28 protein-coding genes and 1 other annotated feature are annotated in these 25,971 nt (G+C 60.4%); of the genes, 20 read left to right on the top strand and 8 right to left on the bottom strand.

Translation table 11 applies throughout. The annotated features are described in order from the left end of the window. Window positions 1-357: 357 nt before the first annotated feature. From KJS28_RS04560 to KJS28_RS04550, 3 genes are all read left to right on the top strand, one after another. Window positions 358-927: a hypothetical protein gene (locus KJS28_RS04560; protein WP_213541902.1), complete on the top strand. Its 570-nt coding sequence runs from the start codon at window positions 358-360 to the stop codon at window positions 925-927. 15 nt (window positions 928-942) lie between these two features. Beyond that, a complete protein-coding gene (gene xerD, locus KJS28_RS04555; protein ID WP_021858199.1) occupies window positions 943-1,827 on the top strand; it encodes a site-specific tyrosine recombinase XerD in 885 nt (294 codons plus the stop codon). A 187-nt stretch (window positions 1,828-2,014) separates the two neighbouring features. Further along, on the top strand, window positions 2,015-3,541 hold the full coding sequence (locus tag KJS28_RS04550; RefSeq protein WP_213541901.1) for a lipid II flippase MurJ: 1,527 nt from the start codon (window positions 2,015-2,017) through the stop codon (window positions 3,539-3,541). Between the two features lie 52 nt (window positions 3,542-3,593). Here KJS28_RS04550 and KJS28_RS04545 read toward each other — a convergent pair whose 3' ends face one another. The 4 genes from KJS28_RS04545 to nth all read right to left on the bottom strand — a co-directional run bounded on the left by KJS28_RS04545 (window position 3,594) and on the right by nth (window position 5,375). Beyond that, a complete protein-coding gene (locus tag KJS28_RS04545) occupies window positions 3,594-3,947 on the bottom strand; it encodes a hypothetical protein (RefSeq protein ID WP_213541900.1) in 354 nt (117 codons plus the stop codon). Window position 3,948: 1 nt separating this feature from the next. After that, window positions 3,949-4,332: a hypothetical protein gene (locus KJS28_RS04540; RefSeq protein ID WP_228298465.1), complete on the bottom strand. Its 384-nt coding sequence runs from the start codon at window positions 4,330-4,332 to the stop codon at window positions 3,949-3,951. A 25-nt stretch (window positions 4,333-4,357) separates the two neighbouring features. Beyond that, window positions 4,358-4,609 carry a hypothetical protein gene (locus KJS28_RS04535; RefSeq protein ID WP_213541898.1) on the bottom strand — a complete coding sequence of 84 codons (252 nt, stop codon included), beginning with the start codon at window positions 4,607-4,609 and terminating at the stop codon, window positions 4,358-4,360. 124 nt (window positions 4,610-4,733) lie between these two features. Beyond that, entirely contained in the window at window positions 4,734-5,375 is a 642-nt protein-coding gene (gene nth, locus KJS28_RS04530) for an endonuclease III (RefSeq protein WP_213541897.1), read from the bottom strand. Between the two features lie 140 nt (window positions 5,376-5,515). On the opposite strand from nth, the gene KJS28_RS04525 reads away from it, so the two are divergent. Then, window positions 5,516-6,787 (top strand): replication-associated recombination protein A, encoded by a 1,272-nt coding sequence (locus tag KJS28_RS04525; protein ID WP_213541896.1) that lies wholly within the window; start codon window positions 5,516-5,518, stop codon window positions 6,785-6,787. On the opposite strand, the gene KJS28_RS04520 is transcribed toward KJS28_RS04525, so the two are convergent. Further along, window positions 6,762-7,643 carry a S1 RNA-binding domain-containing protein gene (locus KJS28_RS04520; protein WP_213541895.1) on the bottom strand — a complete coding sequence of 294 codons (882 nt, stop codon included), beginning with the start codon at window positions 7,641-7,643 and terminating at the stop codon, window positions 6,762-6,764. The genes KJS28_RS04525 and KJS28_RS04520 overlap by 26 nt on opposite strands. Window positions 7,644-7,713: 70 nt before the next feature. Between KJS28_RS04520 and KJS28_RS04515 the strand changes: the two genes are divergently transcribed. The 3 genes from KJS28_RS04515 (at window position 7,714) to sigE (ending at window position 9,693) form a co-directional block, all read left to right on the top strand. Further along, on the top strand, window positions 7,714-7,905 hold the full coding sequence (locus tag KJS28_RS04515) for a DUF951 domain-containing protein (protein ID WP_021859054.1): 192 nt from the start codon (window positions 7,714-7,716) through the stop codon (window positions 7,903-7,905). 218 nt (window positions 7,906-8,123) lie between these two features. After that, window positions 8,124-9,047 carry a sigma-E processing peptidase SpoIIGA gene (locus KJS28_RS04510; RefSeq protein WP_213541894.1) on the top strand — a complete coding sequence of 308 codons (924 nt, stop codon included), beginning with the start codon at window positions 8,124-8,126 and terminating at the stop codon, window positions 9,045-9,047. Beyond that, complete coding sequence (gene sigE, locus KJS28_RS04505) at window positions 8,989-9,693, top strand: RNA polymerase sporulation sigma factor SigE (protein WP_213541893.1); 705 nt, start codon at window positions 8,989-8,991, stop codon at window positions 9,691-9,693. Before KJS28_RS04510 ends, sigE begins: the two co-directional genes overlap by 59 nt. 57 nt (window positions 9,694-9,750) lie before the next feature. Here sigE and KJS28_RS04500 read toward each other — a convergent pair whose 3' ends face one another. Beyond that, window positions 9,751-10,485, bottom strand: coding sequence for a helix-turn-helix domain-containing protein (locus tag KJS28_RS04500; protein WP_213541892.1), 735 nt, complete (start codon window positions 10,483-10,485; stop codon window positions 9,751-9,753). A 171-nt stretch (window positions 10,486-10,656) separates the two neighbouring features. Here KJS28_RS04500 and KJS28_RS04495 point away from each other — a divergent pair, with 171 nt between their 5' ends. The 12 genes from KJS28_RS04495 to KJS28_RS04440 are packed head-to-tail and all read left to right on the top strand — an operon-like array spanning window position 10,657 to window position 20,655. After that, on the top strand, window positions 10,657-11,316 hold the full coding sequence (locus KJS28_RS04495) for a site-2 protease family protein (protein ID WP_213541891.1): 660 nt from the start codon (window positions 10,657-10,659) through the stop codon (window positions 11,314-11,316). Window positions 11,317-11,326: 10 nt separating this feature from the next. Further along, entirely contained in the window at window positions 11,327-12,100 is a 774-nt protein-coding gene (locus tag KJS28_RS04490) for a segregation and condensation protein A (RefSeq protein ID WP_213541890.1), read from the top strand. A 2-nt stretch (window positions 12,101-12,102) separates the two neighbouring features. Further along, window positions 12,103-12,684 (top strand): SMC-Scp complex subunit ScpB, encoded by a 582-nt coding sequence (gene scpB, locus KJS28_RS04485; RefSeq protein ID WP_407701753.1) that lies wholly within the window; start codon window positions 12,103-12,105, stop codon window positions 12,682-12,684. Between the two features lie 34 nt (window positions 12,685-12,718). Next, window positions 12,719-13,390, top strand: coding sequence for a hypothetical protein (locus KJS28_RS04480; RefSeq protein ID WP_213541889.1), 672 nt, complete (start codon window positions 12,719-12,721; stop codon window positions 13,388-13,390). A gap of 17 nt (window positions 13,391-13,407) precedes the next feature. After that, entirely contained in the window at window positions 13,408-13,809 is a 402-nt protein-coding gene (locus KJS28_RS04475; protein WP_213541888.1) for a GerW family sporulation protein, read from the top strand. A gap of 40 nt (window positions 13,810-13,849) precedes the next feature. Continuing rightward, window positions 13,850-14,614 (top strand): D-alanyl-D-alanine carboxypeptidase family protein, encoded by a 765-nt coding sequence (locus KJS28_RS04470; RefSeq protein WP_213541887.1) that lies wholly within the window; start codon window positions 13,850-13,852, stop codon window positions 14,612-14,614. A gap of 11 nt (window positions 14,615-14,625) precedes the next feature. Further along, window positions 14,626-15,345 carry a pseudouridine synthase gene (locus KJS28_RS04465; protein WP_021859065.1) on the top strand — a complete coding sequence of 240 codons (720 nt, stop codon included), beginning with the start codon at window positions 14,626-14,628 and terminating at the stop codon, window positions 15,343-15,345. Then, complete coding sequence (locus KJS28_RS04460) at window positions 15,332-16,201, top strand: MurR/RpiR family transcriptional regulator (RefSeq protein WP_021859066.1); 870 nt, start codon at window positions 15,332-15,334, stop codon at window positions 16,199-16,201. Before KJS28_RS04465 ends, KJS28_RS04460 begins: the two co-directional genes overlap by 14 nt. Beyond that, window positions 16,194-17,426 carry a BaiN/RdsA family NAD(P)/FAD-dependent oxidoreductase gene (locus tag KJS28_RS04455; protein ID WP_213541886.1) on the top strand — a complete coding sequence of 411 codons (1,233 nt, stop codon included), beginning with the start codon at window positions 16,194-16,196 and terminating at the stop codon, window positions 17,424-17,426. Before KJS28_RS04460 ends, KJS28_RS04455 begins: the two co-directional genes overlap by 8 nt. A gap of 12 nt (window positions 17,427-17,438) precedes the next feature. Beyond that, a complete protein-coding gene (gene cmk / locus KJS28_RS04450) occupies window positions 17,439-18,122 on the top strand; it encodes a (d)CMP kinase (RefSeq protein WP_213541885.1) in 684 nt (227 codons plus the stop codon). Then, entirely contained in the window at window positions 18,116-18,724 is a 609-nt protein-coding gene (locus KJS28_RS04445; RefSeq protein WP_021859069.1) for a lysophospholipid acyltransferase family protein, read from the top strand. Before cmk ends, KJS28_RS04445 begins: the two co-directional genes overlap by 7 nt. Next, window positions 18,712-20,655, top strand: coding sequence for a bifunctional 4-hydroxy-3-methylbut-2-enyl diphosphate reductase/30S ribosomal protein S1 (locus KJS28_RS04440; protein WP_213541884.1), 1,944 nt, complete (start codon window positions 18,712-18,714; stop codon window positions 20,653-20,655). Before KJS28_RS04445 ends, KJS28_RS04440 begins: the two co-directional genes overlap by 13 nt. 119 nt (window positions 20,656-20,774) lie before the next feature. Here KJS28_RS04440 and KJS28_RS04435 read toward each other — a convergent pair whose 3' ends face one another. Next, window positions 20,775-22,148, bottom strand: a complete 1,374-nt coding sequence (locus tag KJS28_RS04435; RefSeq protein WP_324614765.1) for an MATE family efflux transporter — start codon at window positions 22,146-22,148, stop codon at window positions 20,775-20,777. A gap of 213 nt (window positions 22,149-22,361) precedes the next feature. Beyond that, window positions 22,362-22,931 carry a DUF5662 family protein gene (locus tag KJS28_RS04430; RefSeq protein WP_213541883.1) on the bottom strand — a complete coding sequence of 190 codons (570 nt, stop codon included), beginning with the start codon at window positions 22,929-22,931 and terminating at the stop codon, window positions 22,362-22,364. A 107-nt stretch (window positions 22,932-23,038) separates the two neighbouring features. Then, window positions 23,039-23,265, top strand: a binding site (T-box leader). A 61-nt stretch (window positions 23,266-23,326) separates the two neighbouring features. Between KJS28_RS04430 and KJS28_RS04425 the strand changes: the two genes are divergently transcribed. Beyond that, window positions 23,327-25,960 (top strand): valine--tRNA ligase, encoded by a 2,634-nt coding sequence (locus KJS28_RS04425; protein WP_213541882.1) that lies wholly within the window; start codon window positions 23,327-23,329, stop codon window positions 25,958-25,960. Window positions 25,961-25,971: the final 11 nt, after the last annotated feature.

Here is a 25,971-nt window from a genome sequence, read left to right as displayed (position 1 = left end):
CGGGCCATGACGGCGGCAGCGGATAAAGTATCCCTGCGCCGCCGGGACGGGGGAGGGCAAGATGTGGTGGCGGTCTAAAAAAATCCCGCCCCATATCTTGTCCTTCCTTTGCGTGGGGGCGGAGGGTAGTTTTTGAGGTTTTTGAGATTCACATAACACACTTTACATAACTATTTAACATAATTTACAAAAAACAGCAGCGCCAGCAAAAAGCTCTTGCGAAAATGCAGCGTTTGCCCTATCATATGTTATGGCAACCTCGTGAGTTATGTCGTGCTGCGGCTGCGGCAAGACCGCAGAACTTGCGCTTCTATCCGGCCGGCTTGTCTCATAGGATGAGACGAGGTGACTGGCCGCATGAGACGAGCATCACATTTTCACAGATGGCCCGGACGGCACACCGGCCTATGGCGGCTGGTGCTGCTGGGGCTCTGCTTCTGCGGGGGCATCCTGCTGGGGCAGCTGGCTGCCCGGAGCGTGCCGGAGGCATCCCGGACGGAGCTGGCCGCCTATCTGCGGCAGTACGCCGCCGTATGGGGTGAGACAACAGATCGCACCGCCTCGCTGCTGCGGGTGGCAGGGGTGTACCTGCGCTATCCGCTGCTGGTGACGGTGCTGGGCTTTTGCGGCGCCGCCGGGGCGGCGCTGATCCTGCCGGTTCTGGCGGCGGAGGGATTTTTTCTTTCCTTTTCTGCGGGCTGCTTCGCTGCTGCGCTGGGGCGCAGCGGCGTTTTACTGGCCTTGGCGGCCTTCGGCGTGCGGTGCCTGATCGTGCTGCCGTGCAGCATTTACCCGGCCATGCTGGTAGGGGAGAGGAACCGCTGGAGGAAGCTGGCCGTCTGCGGGGCGCTGCTGCTTCTGGGTATGGCGCTGGAGCTGACGCTGGTACCGAGGCTGGTGCAGTGGGCACTGGGAACATTATCATGAGAGGAGTTGAGGACCTTGGCGGATCATATTGCGGCATACGGCAGCTATCTGGAGCAGGAGAAGCACGCCTCCGCCAACACCGTCAGCTCCTATTTGCGGGATCTGAACCAGTTCCGCAGTTGGCTGCTGGAAAACGGGGCAGCCGATCTGCGGCGGGTCAAGACCGATACCATCAACGAGTACCTGAGGTATCTGGAGCGGCGGGGGAAGTCCCCGGCCACCGTGACCCGCAGCGCCGCCTCGCTGAAATCCTTTTATGGGTATATGCAGGCCTCCGGGGTCATGAAGGCCAACCCCGCCAAGGCGGTGGTGACCCACCGGGCAGAGCGGAAGTACCCGGAGATACTGACCAACAAAGAGGTGGAGCTGTTTCTGGAGCAGCCCCGCTGCGTGGACGAGAAGGGCTTCCGGGATCATGCCATGCTGGAGCTGCTGTACGCCACCGGCATACGGGTATCGGAGCTCATCGGCCTGAACGTGACGGATGTGAACCTGACAGCGGGCTTCATCCGCTGCAGCAGCCGGGGCAAGGAGCGCATCATCCCCCTGTACCACGGTGCGGTGAAGGCCCTTCAGGACTACATACGGGACATCCGGCCCCGGATCATCGCCAACGAGACGGAGACGGCCCTGTTCGTCAACATGAATGGCGAGCGCATGAGCCGTCAGGGCTTTTGGAAGATCATCAAGCACTATCAGGAGACGGCGGGCATCGAAAAGGACATCACGCCCCACACCCTACGGCACTCCTTTGCAGCCCACCTGCTGGAGAACGGAGCAGACCTGCGAGCCATTCAGGAGATGCTGGGCCATGCGGATATCTCCTCCACACAGATATACACCCACGTGATTCAAAAGCAGCTGAAGGATATCTACAACAAGGCTCATCCCAGAGCATGAGAGACTGGCGGAGAGATACCTCTCCGCCAGTTTTGCATCCCCTGAAGGGCCGCCGTCCGCCGTCATCTCCAATGTTTTTGCCTCCGTGAGCGAAACTTGGCGCTTTACAGGGGGTGACAAATACGGTATAATAAACTGATATCATATTTTCGGCAGACGGTATGACTGCCCGGAAGGAGATGACTTTTTGCAGGTAAATCAAGTGCGGGCGGGTGCGATCCTCTCCTATGTCTCCATGGCAGTGAGCACCATCCTCTCGCTGGTATATGCCCCCATCATGAAGGGGCAGCTGGGGACCAGTGAATACGGCGTATACGGCTCCGTAGGCCCCATCATTGCATATCTTCTGCTGCTGAGTATGGGTCTGGGCAGCGCCTATATGCGGTATTACTCTCAGGCCAAGGTGGCGCAGGACCGCCGGACCATGGCCAAGCTGAACGGAATGTTTCTTGTGACCTACACGGTGCTGGGTCTGGTGCTGCTGGTGCTGGGCTTCACACTGGCGGCGTATCCGCAGAACGTGTTCGGTGCCAAGTGGACGGAGGAGGAACTGGCGCTGGGTGCCGAGCTGCTGCGGATCATGTCCGTCAATGCGGCTCTGTCGTTCCCCATCAGCGTGTTCGAGTCCAATGTCAATATCAACGAGCGGTATCTGTTTTTGAAGTTGGTGGCCATGGCCAAGTCGGTGCTGAGTCCCATGATCTCCATCCCGCTGCTGCTGTTGGGGTATCACTCGCCGGCCATCGCTATCCTGAGTCTGATGCTGACCATCGTCAGCGGCGTGGTGGAGGCCTTCTACTGTCTCATCCGTCTGCGGATGCCCATCAGCTTCCGTGGCTACGACTTCGCCCTCATGAAGAGCATGATGGGCTTTACCTTCTATGTGTTCATCGCCGTGGTGGTGGATCAGGTGAACTACGGTATCGGTACCCTGATGACCACATGGATCCACGGCACGGAGCTCAGCGCCGTATACTATAACGCCAATCAGCTGAACGTGTACTATCTGTCCTTCGCCATGGCCATCTCCAATGTGCTGGCCCCCCGAGTGCACCGCATGGTGGCCTCCAACACCCCCACCCGTGAGTTGGGGCGGCTGATGACCCGTGCAGGCCGTTTGCAATTCATCATGCTCATGTGCGTGTTTCTGGGCTTTGTGGCGGTGGGCCGCCCCTTCGTGGTGCTGTGGGCCAAGGGCGACGCCAGCTTTGCCATCGACTATCCCGTGGCGATTTTGCTGTTTCTCTCCACCATCATGTCCTCCATCCAGTTCGTGGGGCTGGAGATCCTGCGGGCCAAGGGAATGCACAAGTTCCGGGCCTGGGTCTATCTGGCGGCGGCAGGCGTCAACGTGGTGCTGATGATCCCCCTGTGCCGGAGGTGGGGCCTGCTGGGCGTTGCCAGCAGTATCCTCATTGTCACACTGCTGGGAAATGTCCTGCCCATCAACTGGTACTACCGCAGGAAGATCGGACTGGATGTGAGCCGCTTCTGGCGGCGCATCGCCCAGCTGCTGCCCTCCATGCTGGTGCCGGCTATCGTAGCGGTGCTGATCGCTCGCTTTGCTCAGGTGGGCAGCTACTTACAGATTGGTCTGTGGGGCTGCGTATTCATAGCCGTCTATGCCGGAAGCCTGTGGCTCTTCGGTATGAACCGCTATGAGCGGGGGCTGGTCAGCAGTATGCTGGGCAAGATCTTCCGCCGTGGCAGGTGATGATTCTTACAACGTAAAAAAGGACCGAACGGCTGTGCCGCTCGGTCCTTTTTTACAAAATCAGCAGCAGTCCGATGGCGATCAGGACCTCCTCGTCAGCCTCCTCACGGAACAGGAAAAAGAGGATCAATAGAAGCAACAGATCCCCGGAGTCGATGTCCCCCAGATGGAGCCGAGACAGCAGTCGGTCCAGAAACCGTCCCTCCGGCGGACGGGGAGATGGCTCCTGCGGCTTGGGCGGCGGCCCTCCCGGCGGAAGACTGCCCGGTGACGAGTCGCCGCCCGGCGGCGGGGGCTCCGACGGCGGGGGAGGGGGCGGTCGCCCGGAAACGGGCCCCGGAGCCGGTTCCTGTTGGGGGATGCGGCTGTATGCCCCCTGCTCGTTGCGGATGTACCGGTTATACACGCTATCCCTCCCATTCCGACAGGAATTTTTTCCCCAGATGGATGAGCCTTGCCAGATGTGCCGCCCGTTCCACCTTGCCCTGCTTTTCCGGCTTCAAAAACGGCCGCAGGGCGTTCAGCAGCTGCATGGAGGCGCTGTTGCTGCGGCCATACTCCTGCGCCAGCGGCAGAAGCTTCCCCAGCAGCGCCGGGTCCAGTCCGCCCAATCCGCCAAAGCCTGCCGTCCCTCCGCCCGCCTGATCCTCAGGAGCGGCGGGCGGAGGAGGTGGCGGCTCCGGTGTGCTCTTCTCTGCACCGCCCATAGTTCCGGAGAGCTGCTGAGCCAGCTGCATGATCCGGGCCATGCTGCCGGGGTCTGACAGCAGTGTATTCAGTTTCTCGTCCATCTCCGACACACTGCCGTCCTCCTCTCTATCCCTGCAGACTGTCCCGGATGCGCCGCAGCAGGGCGGTCCCCTCCGGGGTAGACATGACGCTCTTGAGCATCTGCGTCATCTGCAAGGTGTTGCCCGCCGCAGCCTCTCCGGCGGCCTGCTGAAGGGTGCGCCCACCGTCCCCGCCAGATAGAAGCTGCATCAGCCGCTGACCGTCGGCGGAGGTCATCAGCGACTGCACGGCCTTAGGGTCCCGGCGCAGTCGGTCGATAAGTTCCTTCTGATCCATAAGCTGCCTCCTTGGATAGGTCTTGATACTGCCAATATATGTGGCGGCAGCGGGAAAAGTGCCTGCTCCTCATGCAAAAAGCTGCCGGAAGCAATGCGTACTTCCGGCAGTCTGATATAAGTATTCAGTTTTCTGCGCCCTGCCCAAAGTCACAATAGGGCCGCAGGGTACACTCCCCGCACCTGGGAGAGCGGGCGGTGCAGACGGCCCGTCCATGGAGCACCATCCGGTGGCAGAAGTTGTTGGACTCCTCCGGCGGGATGCACTGCCGCAGCTGCCGCTCTACCTTCAGCGGGTCCTTGCTGCCGTCGGTAAGGCCAAGACGGCCGGTGATGCGGATGCAGTGGGTGTCGCAGACATATCCCTCCTGCCCGTAGATATCCCCCAGAACGAGGTTGGCGGTCTTGCGCCCCACGCCGGGGAGCCGCAGCAGCTGCTCCATAGTGTCCGGCACTCTGCCGCCGAACGCCTCCCGCAGCATACGGGCCGAGGCTACGATATCCCGTGCCTTGGCACGCCAGAAGCCGCAGGAGTGGATGTACTGTCCCACCTCATCCACGTCCGCCTCCGCAAAGGCCTCCAGCGTGGGGTAGCGGGCAAAAAGTGCCGGGGTCACCAGATTCACCCGTGCGTCGGTACATTGGGCCGCCAGCCGAACGGAAAACAGCAGCTCATAGTCCTTGCCATAGTCCAGCGAGCATTGTGCGTCGGGATACAAGGCCTTCAGCGCCGTGATGATGGCGGAGACCTCCTGTTTGGTTTTCATCTGTGCATCACCTCTCACCCATTGTACCAGACCGGCGGGAAAAATGCAAATAGGGGGTGCAAATCGGAAAAGAATGTGGTATAATCCAACTGATTTTGCGGACACGGAGCTTCCGGCCGCAGCGAAGAGGAGGTGCCGTGATGCGGCCGCTGGCAGATGAAATACGACCTCAGACACTGGACGAGGTAGCAGGACAGAAGCACCTGCTGGGGGAGGGAGCACTGCTGCGCCGCCTGATTGAGAGCGGGGCGGAGGCCAACCTGATTTTCTACGGCCCATCCGGCACGGGGAAGACCACCATTGCCAACATCATCGCCCACCGGACGAAAAAGACCCTGTACCACCTCAATGCCACCACGGCGTCCCTGCAGGACGTAAAGGCGGTCATCAGCGACGTGGACACCATGCTGGCTCCTAACGGGGTACTGCTGTATCTGGACGAGATCCAGTACTTCAACAAAAAGCAGCAGCAGAGCCTGCTGGAGTTCATGGAGAACGGAAAGATCACCCTCATCGCCTCCACCACGGAGAACCCTTTTTTCTATGTGTATAATGCCCTCCTTTCCCGGAGCACGGTGTTCGAGTTCAAGGCCCTGACACCGGAGGAGACGGTACCTGCCGTGGAGCGGGCGCTGGCGCTCCAGCAGCAGCGCAGCAGCCTGCCCCTCTCGTGGGAGGAGGAGGTTCCCCGGCTCATCGCCGCCGGGTGCGGCGGGGATGTCCGCAAGGCTGTCAACGCTGTGGAGCTGCTGTATCAGTCCGCCAAGCCTAGGAACGGAGGGCTGCTCCTGACGACGGAGGATGCACAGGTGCTGGCCCAGCGCAGCGCCATGCGATATGACCGGGAGGGGGATCAGCACTACGACCTGCTGTCGGCGCTGCAAAAATCCATCCGTGGCTCGGATCCGGATGCGGCGGTGTACTATCTGGGGCGGCTGCTGGCGGCGGGAGATCTGCTGAGCCCCTGCCGCCGGCTGCTGGTCATCGCAGCGGAGGACGTGGGGCTGGCCTATCCACAGGCCATCGTGGTAACGAAGGCCTGCGTGGACGCTGCCCTGCAGCTGGGCCTGCCGGAGGGACGGCTCCCGCTGGCAGAGGCGGCGGTGCTGCTGGCCACAGCTCCCAAGTCCAATTCCGCCCACAATGCCATCATTGCCGCCATGCAGGACATCGACCGCGGCAAGGTGGGGCCGGTGCCACGGCACTTGCAGAATGTCCACGCCGACAGCGCCGGAACGGGAAAGGTCCCGACCTACAAATATCCCCACGTTTACCCCAATCACTATGTAAAGCAGCAATACTTGCCAGACCTTGTAAAGGACGCTGTTTACTACGAATACGGTCCCAACAAAACAGAGCAGGCCGCCAAGCGCTACTGGGACGAGATCAAGGGCGATAGCGCCAGCCGCTGACGCTGCCGCCGGTGATTTGATAGTGCAGCGGCGTGGGGAAGTCAGGCTGCCCCAGTTCCTGCACCATCTGCAGCTTGATCTTGCCGGTTTGAGGCTGGATGGAGCGGATGTAGACCGACACCAGCCGTCCCTCCGGGATATCCTCCCGGCTGTCCGCCAAGCCCGACAGGTTGGGCGTCAGCTCCACGAAGCAGCCATAGGGCTTGCAGCTGCGGACGATGCCCGGTACCGTCTCGCCCACCCGGAAGCGGGCGGCGTTCTCCAGCCACGTTCCCAGCAGCTCCCTGTGACTGAGGACGATGCGCTTTTGCTGTGGGTCGATGCTCTGCACCACGGCACGGATGCGCTGGTGCAGGGCGAAGCGCTCCGCCGGATGGCGGATGCGTGCCACGGAGATATTCGCCAGCGGCAGCAGGGCCACAAGGCCACAGCCTACATCCACGAAGGCCCCGAAGGGTGCCAGATGCGTTACCTGCCCCCGAATCACCATGCCGGGCGTCCCGTGGCGCAGGATGTGCTCCATGGCCTCCTCCTGCGCCAGACGGCGGGAGAGAAGAAATTCCGTGCTGCCGTCGGCTGCTATGCGCTGACCCGTTACCTGAAAACAGACGCTGCGCCCCACGCAGGACAGCGCAGCGATATCCCGCTGAGCGCCGGAGAGAAACGGTGCCGCCACCTGATCCTGTGGGATGATGCCGCCGCAGCCTCCCGGCCGAAGGTGCAGATTGCGCTGGGCATCGCACCGCAGGACGGGAGAGGCGAGTGTTTCGTGGGACGCCAGTGCATCCTGCAGCTGCCGGAGCGTACAGGGCTCCCGGAATCCCTCCGGCAGCGGCCATTTATATTCTTCCATCATGACACACCCTTACATTCAGATATCCCATACTATGCGCCGGTACAGGCGTGCTTGAACGAAAGGAGCGCCTATGGATCTGAAGCTGCACGATATCGTAGAGATGAAAAAAGAACACCCTTGCGGCAGCCGCCGCTGGGAGGTGTTGCGGGTAGGGATGGACCTGAAGCTCCGCTGCTGCGGCTGCGGACACGAGGTCATGGCCCCCCGCCGAAAGCTGGAGAAAAGTATCAAACGCATGATTACAGAGGAGGAATCGATATGAGACCCAAATGGACCCGTTATCTGGCTATGGGCGTGGCTCTGCTGCTGGCTGTCTTGATGCTGGCAACGCTCATTGTGCCATACCTGAGCCTGTGAACCCACGGCCGGGGATCGGCGTATGCGGTACATGGGGAGAGGACCGATGGGGTCCTCTCTTTTTTTGACGCTTTTTTCCGGCGGCGGACGGTATAATGTGTCCAGCGGAAGGGGGGAAGCGGCGTGACGGTGGTGTATCTGGACCGGGTACTCCTGCTGAATCTGTTGGTGGATTACCTATTGCTCCTGACCACGGCCCGGCTGGCGGGTATCCCCCTGCGGAGGGGAAGGCTGGCCCTGTGCGCTGCCGGCGGGGCATTGTATGCCGGGGCGGTGTTCCTACCGGGACTTGGCTGGCTGGCGCATCCCCTGTGCCGGGCGGCTGTGGGAGCCGCCATGGCGCTGGCGGCGTGGCGGCGGGAGGCCCATCCGTGGCGACTGACGGCGCTGTTTTTTCTGCTGGCCGGAGGGCTGGGCGGTCTGGTGCTGGCGCTGGGGCTGGCCTCCGGCTCCGTGGCGGTATATGTAGGGAGACTGTATCGGGCGGAGATCAGCTGGCCAATGCTGCTGGGTGCAGCGCTGGGATTTTATGCGCTGCTGCATCTGGTATTCCGGCAGGCGGCCAGACATGGGGGAGGAGAGATCATGGACGCAACCATATCCATCGGAGGACAGAGTCGTGCCGTGCGGGTGCTGCACGACACGGGAAACACCCTGCGAAGCCCCGTCACCGGACAGCCGGTGCTGGTGCTGGAGCAGACGTCGCTGGGCGGGCTTCTGCCGCCGGAGGTGGAACGAATCGTGACCCGGCGGGCCCCGCCGGAGGAGCGCATGGCCCAACTCCACGCCACGGACTTGGGCAGACGGTTCAGTCTGCTGCCCTTTTGCAGCATAGGAGCCCCGGAGGGACTGCTGCTGGCGGTTTGCAGCGACAGCGTGCAGATCGGCGGCACTACATATCCCCGGACGCTGGTGGCCCTGTCGCCGGGGCCGGTCAGCGACGGCGGCGGGTATCAGGCCCTGTGGGGCGGAACGGAGGGGAGGAAGCATGAAAAAGCTGTTCAGGCGGCTGCTGGCGTGGCTGCACAGTCTGCGCAGGCGGGATAAGATCATGTATATCGGCGGCAGCGACACCTTGCCGCCGCCTCTGCCCAGAGAGGAGGAGACGGAGGTCATCGCCCGCCTGGAGCAGGGGGACCCACAGGCCCGGCAGACACTCATCGAGCGGAATCTGCGGCTGGTGGTGTATATCGCCCGCCGGTTTGAAAACACCGGCATCAACATCGAGGACCTGATCTCCATTGGCACCATCGGACTCATCAAGGCCATCAACACCTTCCGGGCGGATAAGAACATCAAGCTGGCCACCTATGCCTCCCGCTGCATCGAAAACGAAATTCTGATGTTCCTGCGGAAAAACAGCAGCCAGCGGACGGAGGTGAGCTTCGACGAGCCACTAAACACCGACTGGGACGGCAAGGAGCTGCTGCTCAGCGACGTACTGGGGACGGAGGGGGACGTGGTGCTGCGGCCCATTGAGGCAGATGCAGACCGCAAGCTGCTCAGCGACGCCGTAGGGATGCTGTCCCAGCGGGAGCGGGCTATCATCACCATGCGCTTCGGCCTGTGGGGGCAGAAGGAACTGACACAGAAGGAGGTGGCCGACCGCTTGGGCATCTCCCAGTCCTACATCTCCCGACTGGAAAAACGCATCATCCTGCGTCTGCGGCGTGAGATCGTGAAAATGAGCTGAATAAAAGAGCTGTAAGGCAACTTAGCCTTACAGCTCTTTTTGCTCATATCGGGGTTCTCAGGGCTCCAGAAACAGGGAGGCGGGCCGGTTGATGACCATCATGTTGTAGTATTTCAGCAGATGATAGTCGTCCTTATCCAGCTTCACGGTGTCCAGCAGCCGGTCGTTCTCCTCCAGCAGCTCCTTGGAGATCAGCACCTTCAGGGCCACGGGGGCGAAGAAGGGGGAGCTGCCGATGCCGGAAAGCATCCCAACCGCCGGGGTGCGGGTTTGCATGGGGTTGAGCATACAGATGTACATTTTTTCCGCCGCATTGATCTGGTTGTGGAGAACCATATGGGTGATGGTGTCATAGGGCTTCATCTCACCGGTAAAGAGGTGCTGACATTGATCCGGATCGTCGAAGCTCTCCACGCCCATATAGAGGATCACGTCGATGCCCTCGCCGTCGACGGCAGGGGAAAAGCGCAGCAGAGAGCGCACCAGCTGATGGATGCGCCCGTCAAAGTAGTACATATAGGCCTGCGGGGTGTTGAAATAGAAATTGCCCGTCAGCACCTGCTCCTGATGAAATACCGGCGGCTGATAGTCGATAAAGCACTTCAGGTCGATATTCAGCGCCTGAGCAATGTCGTAGAGGGTCTCGATGTCGATGGTGATGGTGCCGTTTTCGTACTTGGAAAGGGTGGCCTTGCTCTTGTTGATCATGGCCGAAAACTGCTCGATGGTGTAGCCACGGCTCTTGCGGTACTTCTTGATCCGCTGGCCCACATGATAGGAAAAGGAACCCATAGATAGCCTCCTTGTATATATTCGTACTGATTATAGCAGGCGTTTTATGACAAGTCAACTGAAAGTTTCATTTTGTGAAACAATGGGAAAGGAGTTGGTTATTTTACCTTGTATTTGGAGATAGTATCTGGTATAATCGACATGATCTTATGCCGATAGGAGAAAACTTCTTTGAACTATTTGCAAGAACTATGGGCAGCGCTGGACTTCGGCTCCCTTCGAAATATTTTACTGCGGCTGGCATCGGTATTCCTGTGTCTGACCACCCACGAGACCTGCCACGGGCTGGCGGCCTATGCCCTGGGAGACCCCACCGCCAAGCGGATGCACCGGCTGAGTCTGAATCCACTGCGGCACATCGACTGGATGGGTCTTCTGATGATGGTGACGCTGGGCTTCGGCTGGGCCAAGCCGGTGCCGGTGGATCCCCGCTACTTCAAAAAGCCCAAGCAGGGCATGGCGCTGACGGCGCTGGCGGGGCCGGTTTCTAACTTTCTTCTGGCACTGGTACTGCTGGTGGGCGCCCGGATCATGGTGGACCACGCCGCCTATTCGGCGCTGAATCAGGGGATACTGGACTTTCTATTGTCTACGGCGGTGCTCTCCATCGGTCTGGGCCTTTTCAATCTGGTGCCAATCCCGCCGCTGGACGGTGCCAAGGTGCTGTTCTCCCTGCTGCCGGATCGGATGTACGACACGATGCTGCGGTATGAGCGCATCGGAATGTTCGTGCTGTGGGGCCTGGTGCTGCTGGACGTAGGCAGCGGGGCGCTGAACAGCGCCATTGCGTGGGTATTTCGGATATTCTGCCGGATCGTCGGCCTTTCTTGAGGTGTCAACATTGGATCATCCCATTTTCAAACTGGAAAAAGTGGTACAGCCCAAAACAGGGGAGACACTGGAGGACTTCGAGGGGCCTCTGGATCTCATTCTGTTTCTGCTGAACAAGAATAAGATCGAGATACAGGATATCCCCATTGCACTGATTCTGGACCAGTATCTGGCGTATCTGGAGCAGCGCAAGCAGATGGATTTAGAGGTGGCCAGCGAATTTGTCACCATGGCGGCTCACCTTATGTACATCAAGACCCGGATGCTGCTGAGCATTGAGGATGAAGAGGCCCAGAGCGAGATGGACGCCCTGATCCAGTCTCTGGCGGAGCGGCAGCGTGGGGATGCCTACGCCCGCATCCGGAAGCTGACGGAGCGCATGGGACCCATGAGTGAATTTGGCCGCAGCATCCTGACCCGTGGGCCGGAGCCCATGAAGCGGGGCAAGGTATACGAGTACGATCAGGAGCCGGGGGATCTGGTCATTGCCATGCAGGAGGTGCTGGATCGCCGGGGGCAGGCGGAGACACCGCCGCTGCGGGCCTTTGAAGAGATCGTCAAGCGGGAGCCGTATCCGGTGGAGCGGAAGGCCAAGGAGTTGGTGGAGCGGCTGAAAAGGAACGGCATCACCCGGTTTTTGCTGCTGTTCCGTGGCAGCCGCAGCCGCAGCGAGTTGGTGGCTACATTCATGGCGGTGCTGGAGCTGTGCCGGAACCATATCATCCGGTTGGCGGGCTCTGCCGCCGACTGCACGGTGACCTGTCAGGAGACGGAGGAGGAATGAGCGTGGAAACACGGGAAATGAAAGAGATCGAGGCCGCCGTGGAGGGCATCCTGTTTGCCTCCGGCGAACCGGTGCATATCGACCGCATCTGTCTGGCGGCGGAGCTGGATCGACCAACGGCGGAGCTTGTGCTGCAAAAGCTTATGGACTATTACAGCTTTGAGCGGCGTGGGATGCGGCTGCTGCGTCTGGAGGACAGCTGGCAGCTGTGCTCCGCCCCGGAGTATGCCGACGTTATCCGTCGGGCCTTTGAGATACGCAAGCCCGCCAAGCTGTCCCAGCCGGCGCTGGAGGTGCTGACCATCATCGCCTACTACCAGCCCACCACACGGGCCTATGTGGATCAGATCCGTGGCGTGGACAGCTCCTATACCGTGGGGCTGCTGCTGGACCGGCACCTTATCGAGGAGTGCGGGCGGCTGCAGGTGCCGGGAAGACCACGGCTGTACCGCACCACCAAAGCGTTCCTCCGGGCGTTCCACCTGAACTCGCTGGAGGATCTGCCGGAGATGCCGGGGATGGAGGCCGACGGCCAGCTGCGTCTGGCGGAGGACGGCTCCGTGCTGGATGATGCAAATGCGTAAAACTGCCGTATAAACGGCGAAAGGGGGGATCGGCTTGGCGGCACTGTGGATCATCGGCGGCATTTTGCTGCTGCTTATCCTGCTTCTGCTGCTGCGGGTGGGAGTACACCTCCGCTTCGGTGAACAGCTGGAGCTGACGGTCATAGCCGGTCCGGCCCGCATCCAGCTGCTGCCCCGGCCGGAAAAGACGGAGACAGAGCAAAAGACCAAGCAGAAGAAAAAAGCCAAGGGAGAAGCACAGGAGGAGAAGGAGCCTGCCAAGCAGCGGGAAAAGCTCTCTCTGAGCTTCGAGGATGTCCGCTCGGCGCTGCCGTACCTGTGGGAGGGCCTGAAGCGGGCGCTGGCTCGGACCCGGCGGCGGATGCGGATCGACCCCCTGCGTCTGTCCGTGGTCTTTGCCGGGGAGGACTCTGCTGCCGTGGCGCAGACCTATGGCTGGGCCAGCAGCGCCATGTGGACGCTGATGCCCCAGCTGGAGCGGCTGCTGAAGATACCGGACCCGCACATCCATCTGGGAACGGATTTCGGTGCAGCCCGCACCCAAATAGAGGGCGAGGCAGGTGTCGCTTTCCGCATCGGTGATCTGCTCATCATCGGCTTGGGCTTCGGCATCCCGCTGCTGAAATGGCTGCGGAAACGGAAAAAGGAAATCGAACAATCTGTGAAAGCGGCTCCGCCGCCGGCACAGGAGCAGACCGCATCATAAAGAAAGGAAGCTATACTATGGAAAACAACGAGAAGAAGAATCACTCCCTTATTGATCTGATGGATGCCTCCATGAGCAAAATTCGGGAGATGGTGGACTCCAACACCATTATCGGTGAGCCCATCCAGACGCCGGACGGCGTGACCCTGATCCCCGTGTCCCGGCTGAGCTTCGGCTTTGGCTGCGGCGGCGGGGACTACGGCAAGCAGACCCCCGCCATGTTCGGCGGCGCCAGCACTGCAGGTGTGAAGGTGGAGCCGGTGGCGTTTCTGGTGGTGAAGGACGGTGTGACCCGTGTGCTGCCGGTTGGCGTGCCTGCCGTGACCACGGCGGCCCGCATGGTGGAGATGGTCCCGGAGGTCATGGACCGGGTGGAGCACTTTATCGACAAGAGAAAAGAGGAAAAAGAGAGCTTCTGACGGAATAGAATAGGATCACCTGAGGGAAGAGGGTGATTCTGTGTACAAGCAAATCCTGACGGCAGTGACGGCAATCGTGCTGCTGTGCCTGCCCACGGCGTGGGCGGCAGATACTTCCGCTACAGCGGCCATTCTCATGGACGGCGATACGGGGGAGGTCCTGTACGAAAAGAATCCCGACCGGCAGATGCTCATTGCCAGCACCACCAAGCTGATGACAACCTTGGTGGTGCTGGAGCGTGGCGGTCTGGGGGATGTGGTCACAGTGACCCAGCAGCACATAGCGGAGGGCTCCTCCATGTATCTGAAGCCCGGCGACCGGGTGACGGTGGAGGAGCTTCTGTACGGGCTGCTGCTTTGCTCCGGCAACGATGCGGCGCTGGCTCTGGCGGACCACTGCGGCGGTCTGGAGCGCTTTGTGGCGGAGATGAACCGCAAGGCGGCGGAGCTGGGCATGACCGGTACCTCCTTTGCAAATCCCAACGGTTTGGATCAGGAGGGTCACTATTCCACGGCACGGGACATGGCCCGTCTGGCGGCCTGCGCCGTAAAAAACGAAACACTTGTGCGGCTGTGCTCCACCCGCAGCGTTACGGTGGGCGGCCGCACCATGACCAATCATAACCGGCTGCTCCGCAGCATCGACGGGTGCATCGGTCTCAAGACCGGCTACACCCGTGCGGCGGGGCGGACGCTGGTGAGCTGCGTCCGGCGAAACGGGCGGACACTGATCGCCGTTACGTTACAGGACGGCAACGACTGGGCGGACCACACCGCCCTGTATGAATTCGGCTTCGGGCCGTAAGGAGGGATCCCATGGAGGAACGCCTGCAAAAATGGATCGCCCGCTGCGGTATCTCCTCCCGCCGTGCGGCAGAGGAACTGCTGCGGCAGGGGCGTGTGACCCTCAACGGCCGGGTGGCCGGACTGGGGGAGAGCGGCGACCCGGAGCGGGATACCCTGCTGGTGGACGGAAGGCCTGTGGCTGCGGCACCGGAGCCGGTGTATCTGATGCTGAACAAGCCCAGAGGGTACGTCACCACCCTTTCCGACGAGCGGGGCCGCAAAACGGCGGCGGAACTGGTGGCGGACTGCGGCCGGAGAGTGTTCCCCGTGGGACGGCTGGATAAGGATTCCGAGGGGCTGCTGTTGTTCACCAATGACGGGACCCTGGCCCAACAGCTGCTGCACCCCCGGCATCAGGTGGACAAAGTCTATCAGGTGACGGTATCCGGCGCTCTGGAGGGGGCCGAGGAACGGCTCTCCCGGATGCGGATGCTGGAGGGGGAGCCCATTCAACCGGCACAGGTGCGCCGTCTGTCCCAAAAAGGGGAGACGGCGGTGCTGGAGGTGATCATCCATCAGGGCAAGAACCGGCAGATCCGCCGGATGTGCCGTCAGGCGGGGCTTTCCGTGCTGCGGCTGCGGCGGGTGCAGGAGCATACCCTGCATTTGGGGAACCTTCCATCTGGCAAGTGGAGATACTTAACAGATGAGGAATTACAAGACTTGAAGGGAAGCGATGGGGTTGAATAACAACGTGCTGCATACCATTCGCCAGCAAATGCCACAGTTTTCCAAGGGACAAAAGCGCATTGCCGCCTACATTCTGGAGCACTATGACAAGGCGGCCTTTATGACCGCCAGCCGGCTGGGACAGACGGTGGAGGTCAGCGAGTCCACGGTGGTGCGCTTCGCCGCCCAGCTGGGCTACGAGGGCTATCCGGAGATGCAGCGGGATCTGCGGGAGCTGATCCGTGGAAAGCTCACCTCTATCCAGCGCATTCAGGTGTCCAACGACCAGATGCAGGGGGATCTGCTGACCAGCGTCATGCAGCGGGATATGGACAGTCTCCGTACCGCCATCGAGCAGGTGGACCGGGGGCAGTTCGAGCAGATGGTGGACAAGCTGCTGAAGGCACAGCACATCTACCTGCTGGGGATGCGCTCGTCATCGTTTCTGACGGGGTATCTGAACTTCTATTTCCGCCTGATCTTCAAAAATGTGACACTGGTGCAGAACGCCGTGGCAGGGGAGACCTTCGAGCAGCTGGTGCAGGTGCAGCCCGGTGATGTGCTGCTGGCTATCAGCTTTCCCCGGTACTCCAAAATGACCGTCAATGCCGTGCAGTACGCCAGAGAAAAGGGGGCGGATGTGGTGGCCATCACCGACAGTACGCTGGCCCCCCTGTATCCGCTGGCCTCGGCAGCGCTGCTGGTCCGCAGCGACATGATCTCCTTTGTGGACTCCATCACAGCGCCGCTGAGCCTGCTGAACGCCCTGATCGTCACAGTGGGTCAGCGGAAAAACGAAGAGGTGCCGGAAACCTTCTCCGAGCTGGAGCGGGTCTGGTCACAATACAGTGTGTTCGGGAAAACGGAAGATGAGTAAAAGAGTGGTAGTTATCGGCGGGGGAGCCGCCGGAATGATGGCGGCCATTGCCGCTGCCGGCCGAGGGGCGCAAGTCACGCTGATCGAGCCCAACGAGCGGCTGGGAAAAAAACTGAATATCACGGGAAAAGGACGCTGCAACGTCACCAACAACTGTACGGAGGAGGCGCTTCTGCAAAATATCCCCCGTAATGGAAAATTCCTTTACAGTTCTTTTTCCGCCTTTAATAGCCAGGATGCCATGGCCTTTTTTGAGGAGCTGGGTGTCCCCTTAAAAACGGAGCGGGGCAACCGGGCCTTTCCCCAGTCTGATCGCTCCTTCGATGTATCCGGTGCTCTGAAGCACCGACTGGATCGCCTGAAGGTGCACTGGTCGCACGACCGGGCGGTTTCCATCGAGACAGAGGAAGGTGCTGTCACCGGCGTCCGTGGTGAGAAGGATACCTACCCGGCGGAGGCGGTGGTGCTGGCCACCGGCGGTGTCAGCTATCCCGCCACCGGATCCACCGGCGACGGCTACCGCATGGCGGCGCAGCTGGGGCATGAGATCGTCCCGCCCCACGGTTCACTGGTCCCGCTGGTCAGTGAGGACGAGGCCTGCCGGCAGATGCAGGGGCTGGCTCTGAAAAACGTAGAGCTGACGGTGCTGAACCGGAAAGGGAAAGCCATCTTCCGGGAATTTGGCGAGATGCTGTTCACCCACTTCGGCGTCTCCGGGCCGCTGGTGCTGTCGGCCAGCGCCCACCTGCGAAATTGGGAGAAGGAGACCTATCGTCTCAGCATCGACTTAAAGCCTGCACTGGACGAACAGAAGCTGGAGAGCCGCATCCTGCGGGATCTGGGTGAGGCCCCCAACCGCAGCGTGGAGCGCATCTTTTCCGGTCTGGTTCCCCACAGCATGGTGCCGGTGATACTGAACCGTCTGGGGATGGACCCCCAGCAGCAGGCCAACGCCGTGACCAGAGAGCAGCGCCGTGCGCTGGTGCAGCTGCTGAAGCACTTCACCATGCCCGTCACTGGGCCACGGCCTGTGGCGGAGGCCATCATCACCTCCGGCGGCGTGAAGGTAGGGCAGGTGCAGCCTGCCACCATGGCCTCCAAGCTGGTACAGGGGCTGTATTTTGCCGGGGAAATTCTGGATGTAGACGCCTATACGGGCGGTTTTAATTTGCAGATCGCATGGGCCACCGGCCATTGTGCCGGGGTCAGTGCCGCAGAGGAATAAGGAGCGAATCGCATGGATAACAAGAGATACGCCGTGGCCATTGACGGCCCCTCCGGCGCAGGGAAAAGCACACTGGCCAAGGCCGCAGCGGCAGAGCTAGGCATCCTCTACGTGGATACCGGGGCCATCTACCGCACCATCGGCCTGTACGCCTGCCGCCGGGAGGCAGACCCGCATGATTTGGCGGCCATCATCACCCTGCTGCCGGACATTCAGGTGAGCATGGCCTACGGTGAGGACGGCCTGCAGCGTATGCTGCTCAACGGGGAGGACGTGACGGACGTCATCCGCCGTCCGGAAATCTCCCGCTGGGCCTCGGTGGTCTCCGCCATCCCGGAGGTACGGGCCTTTCTGCTGGAGATGCAGCGGGAGCTGGCCCGCAGCCACAGTGTGGTGATGGACGGTCGTGACATTGGCACGGTAGTGCTGCCGCAGGCGGAGGTAAAGATCTTCCTGACGGCCTCGCCGGAGATTCGGGCCCAGCGCCGCATGAAGGAGCTGGAGCAGCGGGGAACGCCGCAGCCCTACAATCAGGTGCTCTCGGATATCCTCCAGCGGGACTGGGCAGACAGCCACCGGGAGACGGCACCCCTGCGGCAGGCGGAGGACGCTTTGCTGCTGGATACCAGCCATTTGGACTTTGACCAGAGCCGGGAGGCCCTGCTGCACATGATAAAGGAGAGGATCGGATGGTAAAAAATCGCTTTTACCGCTTTATCCGGGCCACATGGCGGCCCTTTGCCACGTTTCTTCACCCGCTGCGGGTGGAGGGACTGGAAAATCTCCCCAAGGATCAGCCGGTACTGCTGTGCGCCAATCACTCCAGCGCCGTGGACCCCATCCTGCTGATATGCGCCATGCGGCAGGACTTCCCCCTGCGGATCATGGCCAAGAAGCAGCTGATGAAAATTCCCGTGGTGGGAGCCTTTCTGCGGGCCATCGGCGTATTCGGTGTGGATCGGGGAAACTCCGACATCGCCGCCGTCAAGACCTCCATCCAGAGCTTGCGGGACGGCTGGAATCTGCTGGTATTCCCGGAGGGGACACGGGTCAAGGAGCCCGGCAGCGTGGATGTCAAAGGCGGCGTAGGCATGATGGCCATTCGCTCCGGCGTGCCGCTGGTGCCGGTGTTCATCGGCCGGGACAAGCGCCTGTTTCACCGGGTGTCCATCATCATCGGAAAGCCCTACGACCCGGTATATACCGGCCGGAAGGGAACGGCGGAGGAGTATCAGTCCAACGCCGAGGAGATCATGCGTCGGGCCTATGCGCTGGGAGGAATCCAATGGCAGAGGTAAGAGTAGCTAAAAGCGCCGGTTTCTGTTACGGCGTGGAGCGGGCTGTGAAGCTGGCGGAGGAGACAGCCCGTGAAAAGGGCGGCTGCGCCATGCTGGGCAGCATCATCCACAACGTCCATGTGGTGGCGGAGCTGGAGGCGCTGGGGGCCAGACAGGTGGACTCCGTGGAGGAGGTCCGCCCCGGCGAGACGGTGATCATCCGCTCCCACGGGGAGCGCAAGGAGGTCTTTGACCGTCTGGAGCAACTGGGATCGGTGTGTGTCAACGCCACCTGTCCTAACGTACTGCGGATCCAGCAGCTGGTGGCGCAGGCCGACCGGGAGGGGCGTATCCCCCTTATCATTGGGGAGCCTCGGCATCCGGAGGTCATGGGTGTGGCCAGCTGGTCGGATCGCAGCGTCATCTTTCCGGGGCCGGAGGAGCTTGAAAAATGGCTCCTGCAGGAGCCTTCCCGGCAGTCTCTGTCCCTGACGGCGGTGGCTCAGACCACCTGCATCCGAACAATTTGGGAAACTTCCAAAGAAATTTTAAAAAAACTGTGTACAAACGCAAAAATCTTTGATACAATATGTAGCGCTACGCATAGGCGTCAGTTGGAGGCAGCCGAATTGGCGGCTCAGGCTGACGTAATGGTCGTGGTCGGAGATCGTAAAAGTGCCAACACGAAGCATTTAGCGGAGATCTGCCGTAAGGCTTGCCCTGTCGTGTATCAGATCGAACAGGCGGGGGAGCTGACGACGGGCTTTCTTTCCGGATGCACAATGGCGGGGCTTACGGCCGGCGCGTCCACCCCGGCGGGCATCATTAAGGAGGTATATACAACAATGAGCGAAGAAATCAAGAACATGGAACCCCAGGAAGAGAGCTTTGAGGAACTGCTGGACAAATCCTTTAAGACTTTAAATACAGGAGAGAAGGTAACCGGTATCGTGACGGCCGTGGGTCCCACCGAGGTTCAGGTGGATCTGGGCTGCAAGCAGGCAGGCTATATTTCCGCGGAAGAGTTGTCCGCCGATTCCAGCGTGAAGCCTGAGGACGTGGTGAAGGTGGGTGACGAGATCGAGACCTACATCATCCGTGTCAACGACGTGGAGGGCTACGCTATGCTCTCCAAGAAGCGTCTGGACGCCGTGAAGGTCTGGGAGGATATCGCTGAGGCCTGCGAGAACAAAACCACTCTTGAGGGCAAGGTCACCGAGGAGAACAAGGGCGGCATCGTCGTCAACGTCAAGGGTGTGCGTGTGTTCGTTCCCGCCTCTCAGAGCGGTCAGCCCCGTGGTGCTGATCTGAGCCAGATGATCGGCCAGACCGTCTCCCTGCGGATCACCGAGGTCAATCGCGCCCGCCGCCGTGTGGTGGGTTCCATCCGTGCCGTGCAGTATGAGGAGCGTCAGGCTGCTCAGGCCGCCATCTGGGAGAGCATCGAGGTGGGTAAGCACTATACCGGCACCGTCAAGTCCATGACCAGCTATGGCGTGTTTGTGGACATCGGCGGCGTGGACGGCATGGTACATATCTCCGAGCTGTCCTGGTCCCGCATCAAGAACCCCGCTGAGGTGGTTTCTGTGGGCGACACGCTGGATGTGTACGTCATCTCCTTCGATCCTGAGAAGCACAAGATCTCTCTGGGTGTGAAGGACCGTTCCTGCAATCCTTGGGACAAGTTCATGGAGACCTACAAGGTGGGCGACGTGGCTTCCGTCCGTATCGTGAAGCTGATGACCTTCGGCGCTTTCGCTGAGGTCGTTCCCGGTGTGGATGGCCTGATCCACATCTCCCAGATCGCCGATCGCCGCATCGAGAAGCCCGGTGATGTTCTGTCCGAGGGCCAGATCGTGGATGCCAAGATCACCGCTGTGGATGAGGAGAAGCAAAAGATCTCCCTGTCCATCCGTGCTCTGCTGAACGACGGGGACGAGGACGCCGAGTAAGCGTATCCTGAATAAGCTGTAAAACTGGCCCTCCGAGTATGCCGGAGGGCCAGTTGTTTGTATGTGCAACCAGAACCGAAAAAAGACACCCCGGTCAGTCAACTGGCCGGGGCGTTCGTTTACCATATTTGTCCGTGCAGGATGTATTTCTTGTAGCTGTGCCGGAAGTAGGCCCACTCGGCAATGCCCGTGATGGCCCAGGAGAAGATGTACAGCAGGAACAGGGAGGGGATGGTGCCGAAGTAGGCGAACACCGTGTACACCCAGATGACCCGGAACACGCAGGAGCCCATGATGACGATGATGGTGGGGATGATGCTGCGCCCAATTCCACGGGAGGCGGCAATGCTGGCGTCCATCAGGGCGCTGACGCCGAAGGAGAAGCCCATGATCTTCAGCCGCTGCATACCGGCGGCGATCACGTCCGCCTCATTGGCGAAAAGTCCAAGGAACTTGTCTCCGAACAGCAGCAGCAGTCCGCCGCAGATGCTGCCCACCAGAAAGGAATACAGCAGAACGATACGGTAGCTCTTGAGGATACGATCCGTCTTTCCGGCACCCCAGTTGCGGCTGACAAAGGTGGCACAGCCAGTATAGAAGGCAGACATCATATTGAAGATCAGCGTATCGGCGTTGGCAGCTGCCGAGCTACCGGATACCATCACCGAATCGAAGCTGTTGACGCCGATCTGTACGAAGAGGTTTGCAACGGCAAAGATGGCGTTTTGCAGGCCGGAGGGGATGCCGATCATCAGCACCCGCTTGGCGGCGGCCTTGTCGATGCACAGCTTTTTCAGATGCACTCTGCAGGCATCCTTTTGGCTCATCAGATGCCGCATGATCAGCAGAGCGGACAGCCACTGGGCGATGGCGCTGGCGATGGCCACACCGAGGGCGGCCATGTGGCACTGGATCACAAAGAACAGGTTCAGGGCCACATTCACCACGCCGGCAATGCTCAGATACAGCAGAGGCCGCTTTGTGTCCCCGGCGGCACTGAGGACACCATTGCCGAAGTTGTATACCGCCATGGCCGGCATACCCAGAGCGTAGATCCGCAGATACCCCACGGCGCCGGGCAGCAACTCCTCCTTGGTATTCAGCAGCAGCAGCATGGGCTTCGCCAGCAGCAGACAGACCAGGCACACCACGATACCGATACCGCTGCAGATGAGCAGGGAGGTGTGGATGGTCTTCTCCACGTCCTCATGACTGCCCAGCCCCAGTCCACGGGCCACGACCACATTGACACCGCTGCCGATGCCAATGAGCAGTCCCGTAAACAGGGATACCAGCAGAGTGGTGGAGCCCACAGCGCCCAGCGCCAGATAGTCGGCAAATTTACCGGCAATGGCCACGTCGCTGAGGTTGAACAGCACCTCCAGCACCTGCGTCATCATCAGCGGCAGGCTGAACAGCAGAATATTTTTCCACAGGGACCCTGTGGTTATTTCAATCGAAAATAAACTTTTTTTCCCGTTTTTCTCCATCATATGTTCCTCTTTTTCATCATTTTTCCTCTCACGATCATACAGTATATCACGGCGCACATCCTTCCACAACCCCTGCTGCTGCCATTTTTTAATGGGATTCCCTACATAGAAATTGTTCAATATGCTGTATAAATCAAAGGAAAGCCTGTGAAAAACACCGAAAAGGAAAAGCCACCCCGATCTATTGGGTCGGCAGCAGCTTTTGCCCGGCATTTATGACCTTCGCAGCTCCTTCAGCTCCTGCCGGATCTGTCGGAAAGCGGCATCCTCACCCTGCTCCTTCAGAAGCAGCAGCCACCGGGTCAGCAGCTCGCTGGTCTCCGGATGGATGAAGCCGTGACCGTGCTCCGACCGGCACAGATGCCCCTTGGAGTGCTGGAAATAGTCGTAGGGAGAGGCATCGGTGTATTTCTCCTTCTGATACACCCGGCAGGCGGCGATGCGGTCACAGAACATCTCCGCCACATACTTCACCGGCATCTTGCAGCCACCGATGAAGGGCGTTCCGTCCTCGCCCCGGCAGTAGTCGATCCAATATTCAAAATGGTGGCGGTTGCGGCCCTTGTGGTGGAGCCATGACAGGCTGACGCCGTTGACCAGCCGCTCCTGATCGTTGGGACTGCGGTAGCCCTGATAGTATTTGGCGCTGCGCCAGAACTCCGTGGGGCTGTATTTGCTGAGATCATGGGTCAGTCCCTGCCAGTACAGTCCCAACCGGAAGCAGTATTTCCGCACCAGATGGCGGTGTCGGTTCACGGTACGCAAATGCTCCAGAATATGCAAGGCGGCGCCCCCTCTCTTAGATACTCCCTATTATAACACCGCCCCGCCCAAAGGGAAAGGGGAACTTGACTTTTTTCCGGGAGTGTATTATACTGCATATATATTGTGTAACGGCACAGAAGGGAAGCAGTAAGCGGAGTGCGGAAGCCAAGAGAGGGAGCGGTGGGTGTAAGCTCCCGTGATGCGCCGCCCAAGTCGTCCCGGAGCCTTGGACTGAACACGGCAGTAGGTCCCAACGGTTTGCCCTCCGTTATCGGGGCGGGGCGCTTGCCCCATGAGTGCGGGAGTCATCCCGAACAACAGGTGGTACCACGGATCACAGTCCGTCCTGTTCCGCATCGGCGGAGCGGGGCGGTTTTTTTGATGATAAAATCCAAATCAGAAGGAGAGAACATATGCGTAAAGAATTGCCGAAGGTATACGATCCCCGTGAGGTGGAGCCGCAGATCTATCAGATGTGGATGGACAACGGCTGCTTCAAGGCGGACCCCGACCCGAAGAAGAAGCCTTTTTCCATTGTCATGCCTCCCCCCAACGTCACCGGCCAGCTGCACATGGGCCACGCCATGGACTCCACGCTGCAGGATATCCTCACCCGCTTTAAGCGGATGCAGGGCTATTCCGCCCTGTGGCTTCCCGGCACCGACCACGCCGGTATCGCCACCCAGATCAAGGTGGAGGAGCGACTGCGGGAGGAGGAGCACCTGACCCGCTATGATCTGGGTCGTGAAAAGTTCCTGGAGCGTGTCTGGGCCTGGAAGGAGAAGTACGGCAACCGTATCGTGGAGCAGCAGAAGAAGATGGGTGCCTCCTGTGACTGGTCCCGCTCCCGGTTCACCATGGACGAGGGCTGCTCTCAGGCGGTGCGTGAGGCCTTCTGCGAGCTGTATGACAAGGGCCTCATCTACAAGGGAAGCCGCATCATCAACTGGTGCCCCCACTGCCTGACGGCGCTGTCCGACGCCGAGGTGGAGTATACCGACAAGCCCGGCCACCTGTGGCATATCCGCTACCCGTTGGCCGACGGCAGCGGCGATATCGTGGTGGCCACCACCCGGCCTGAGACCATGATGGGCGACACCGGTGTGGCGGTAAACCCGGAGGACGAGCACTTCAAGCACCTCATCGGCAAGACCTGCATCCTGCCCATCATGAACCGTGAGATCCCCATTGTGGGTGATGATTACTGCGAGATCGGCTTCGGTACCGGTGCTGTGAAGATGACCCCTGCCCACGATCCCAACGACTTCGAGGTGGGTCTGCGCCACAATCTGGAGGTGATCCGTGTCATCAACGACGACGGCACCATCAACGAAAACGGCGGCAAGTACAACGGCATGGACCGCTACGAGTGCCGCAAAGCCATCGTCAAGGATCTGGAGGAGCAGGGATATCTGGTCAAGACCGAGCCCTATTCCCACAACGTCGGCACTTGCTACCGCTGCCACAACGACGTGGAGCCCCTGATCTCCGCCCAGTGGTTCGTGAAGATGGAGCCTCTGGCCAAGGAGGCCATCCGGGTGGTGAAGGACGGCACCATCAAGTTTGTGCCGGAGCGCTTTACCAAAACCTATACCAACTGGATGGAGAACGTCCATGACTGGTGCATCTCCCGTCAGCTGTGGTGGGGCCACCAGATTCCCGCATGGTACTGCGACGAGTGCGGACACATCAACGTCAGCCGTCAGGATCCCACCCGGTGCGAAAAGTGCGACTGCACCCACCTGACCCGTGAGGAGGACGTGCTGGATACATGGTTCAGCTCCGCCCTGTGGCCCTTCTCCACGCTGGGCTGGCCCAACAAGGACTCCGAGGACCTGAGGTACTGGTACCCCACCTCCGTGCTGGTCACCGGCTACGATATCATCTTCTTCTGGGTGGCCCGTATGATCTTCTCCGGCATGGAGCAGATGAAGCAGGAGCCCTTCAAGACGGTGTTCATCCACGGTCTGGTCCGGGATGACAAGGGCCGCAAGATGTCCAAGTCTCTCGGCAACGGCATTGACCCGCTGGAGATGGCGGACAAGTTCGGTGCCGATGCCCTGCGCTTCAACCTCATCACCGGCAATAGCCCCGGCAACGATATGCGCTTCTTTGTGGAGAAGTGTGAGGCCATGCGGAACTTTGCCAATAAGATCTGGAATGCCTCCCGCTATGTGATGATGAACCTCACCATCGACCATGTACAGCTACCGGAGCAGCTGGAGCTGGAGGACAAGTGGGTTCTCAGCAAGCTGAATACCCTCATCCGGGAGGTCACGGATAATATGGAGGCCTATGAACTGGGCGTGGCCTCCGCCAAGATCTACGACTTCATTTGGGACACCTACTGCGACTGGTACATCGAGCTTACCAAGGCCCGGTTGTACGGCGAGGACGAGGAGGCCAAGCTGGCGGCTCAGAACGTGCTGTGCTATGTGCTGCTGCGGGTGCTGGAGCTGCTGCATCCCTTCATGCCCTTCATCACCGAGGAGATCTGGCAGGCGCTGCCCCACGAGGGCGACTTCCTGATCCAGGCCCAGTGGCCGGAGTATCAGGAGCGCTTCGCCTTCACTCAGGAGGAAAACGCCATGGAGGCGGTGAAGGACGCCATTTCCGCCGTCCGAGCCCGGCGCTCCGAGATGAACGTGCCGCCCTCCCGGAAGGCCAAGATCCTTATCGTCACCCAGACCCCGGATATCTATGCCGGCGGCCGGGACTTCATCATGCGGCTGGCCTACGCCAGCGAGGTGGAGGTTCAGGCGCAGTCTCCGGAGGATCTGAAGGGTATGGTCACCGTGGCCACCCACAACGCCACCCTCTATCTGCCTCTGGCGGAGCTGGTGGACATCCGGCAGGAGTTGGAGCGCATCGCCAAGGAGAAAACCAAGGCAGAGGAGAATCTGGCCCGCATCGAGAAGAAGCTGCAAAACGAGAGCTTCGTGTCCAAGGCCCCGGAGGCCGTGGTCAATGCCGAGCGGGAGAAGGCTGACAAGGCCCGTGCGCTGATCGCCAAGCTGGGGGAGTCCGCGGCGGCCATGCGTGGCTAATTTTTCCAAGC

It is taken from the genome of Vescimonas coprocola (assembly GCF_018408575.1).
Lineage (GTDB): Bacteria > Bacillota > Clostridia > Oscillospirales > Oscillospiraceae > Vescimonas > Vescimonas coprocola.
The sequence above is the reverse complement of the archived record's forward strand: the minus strand, read 5'-3'. Positions and strand labels throughout refer to the sequence as shown.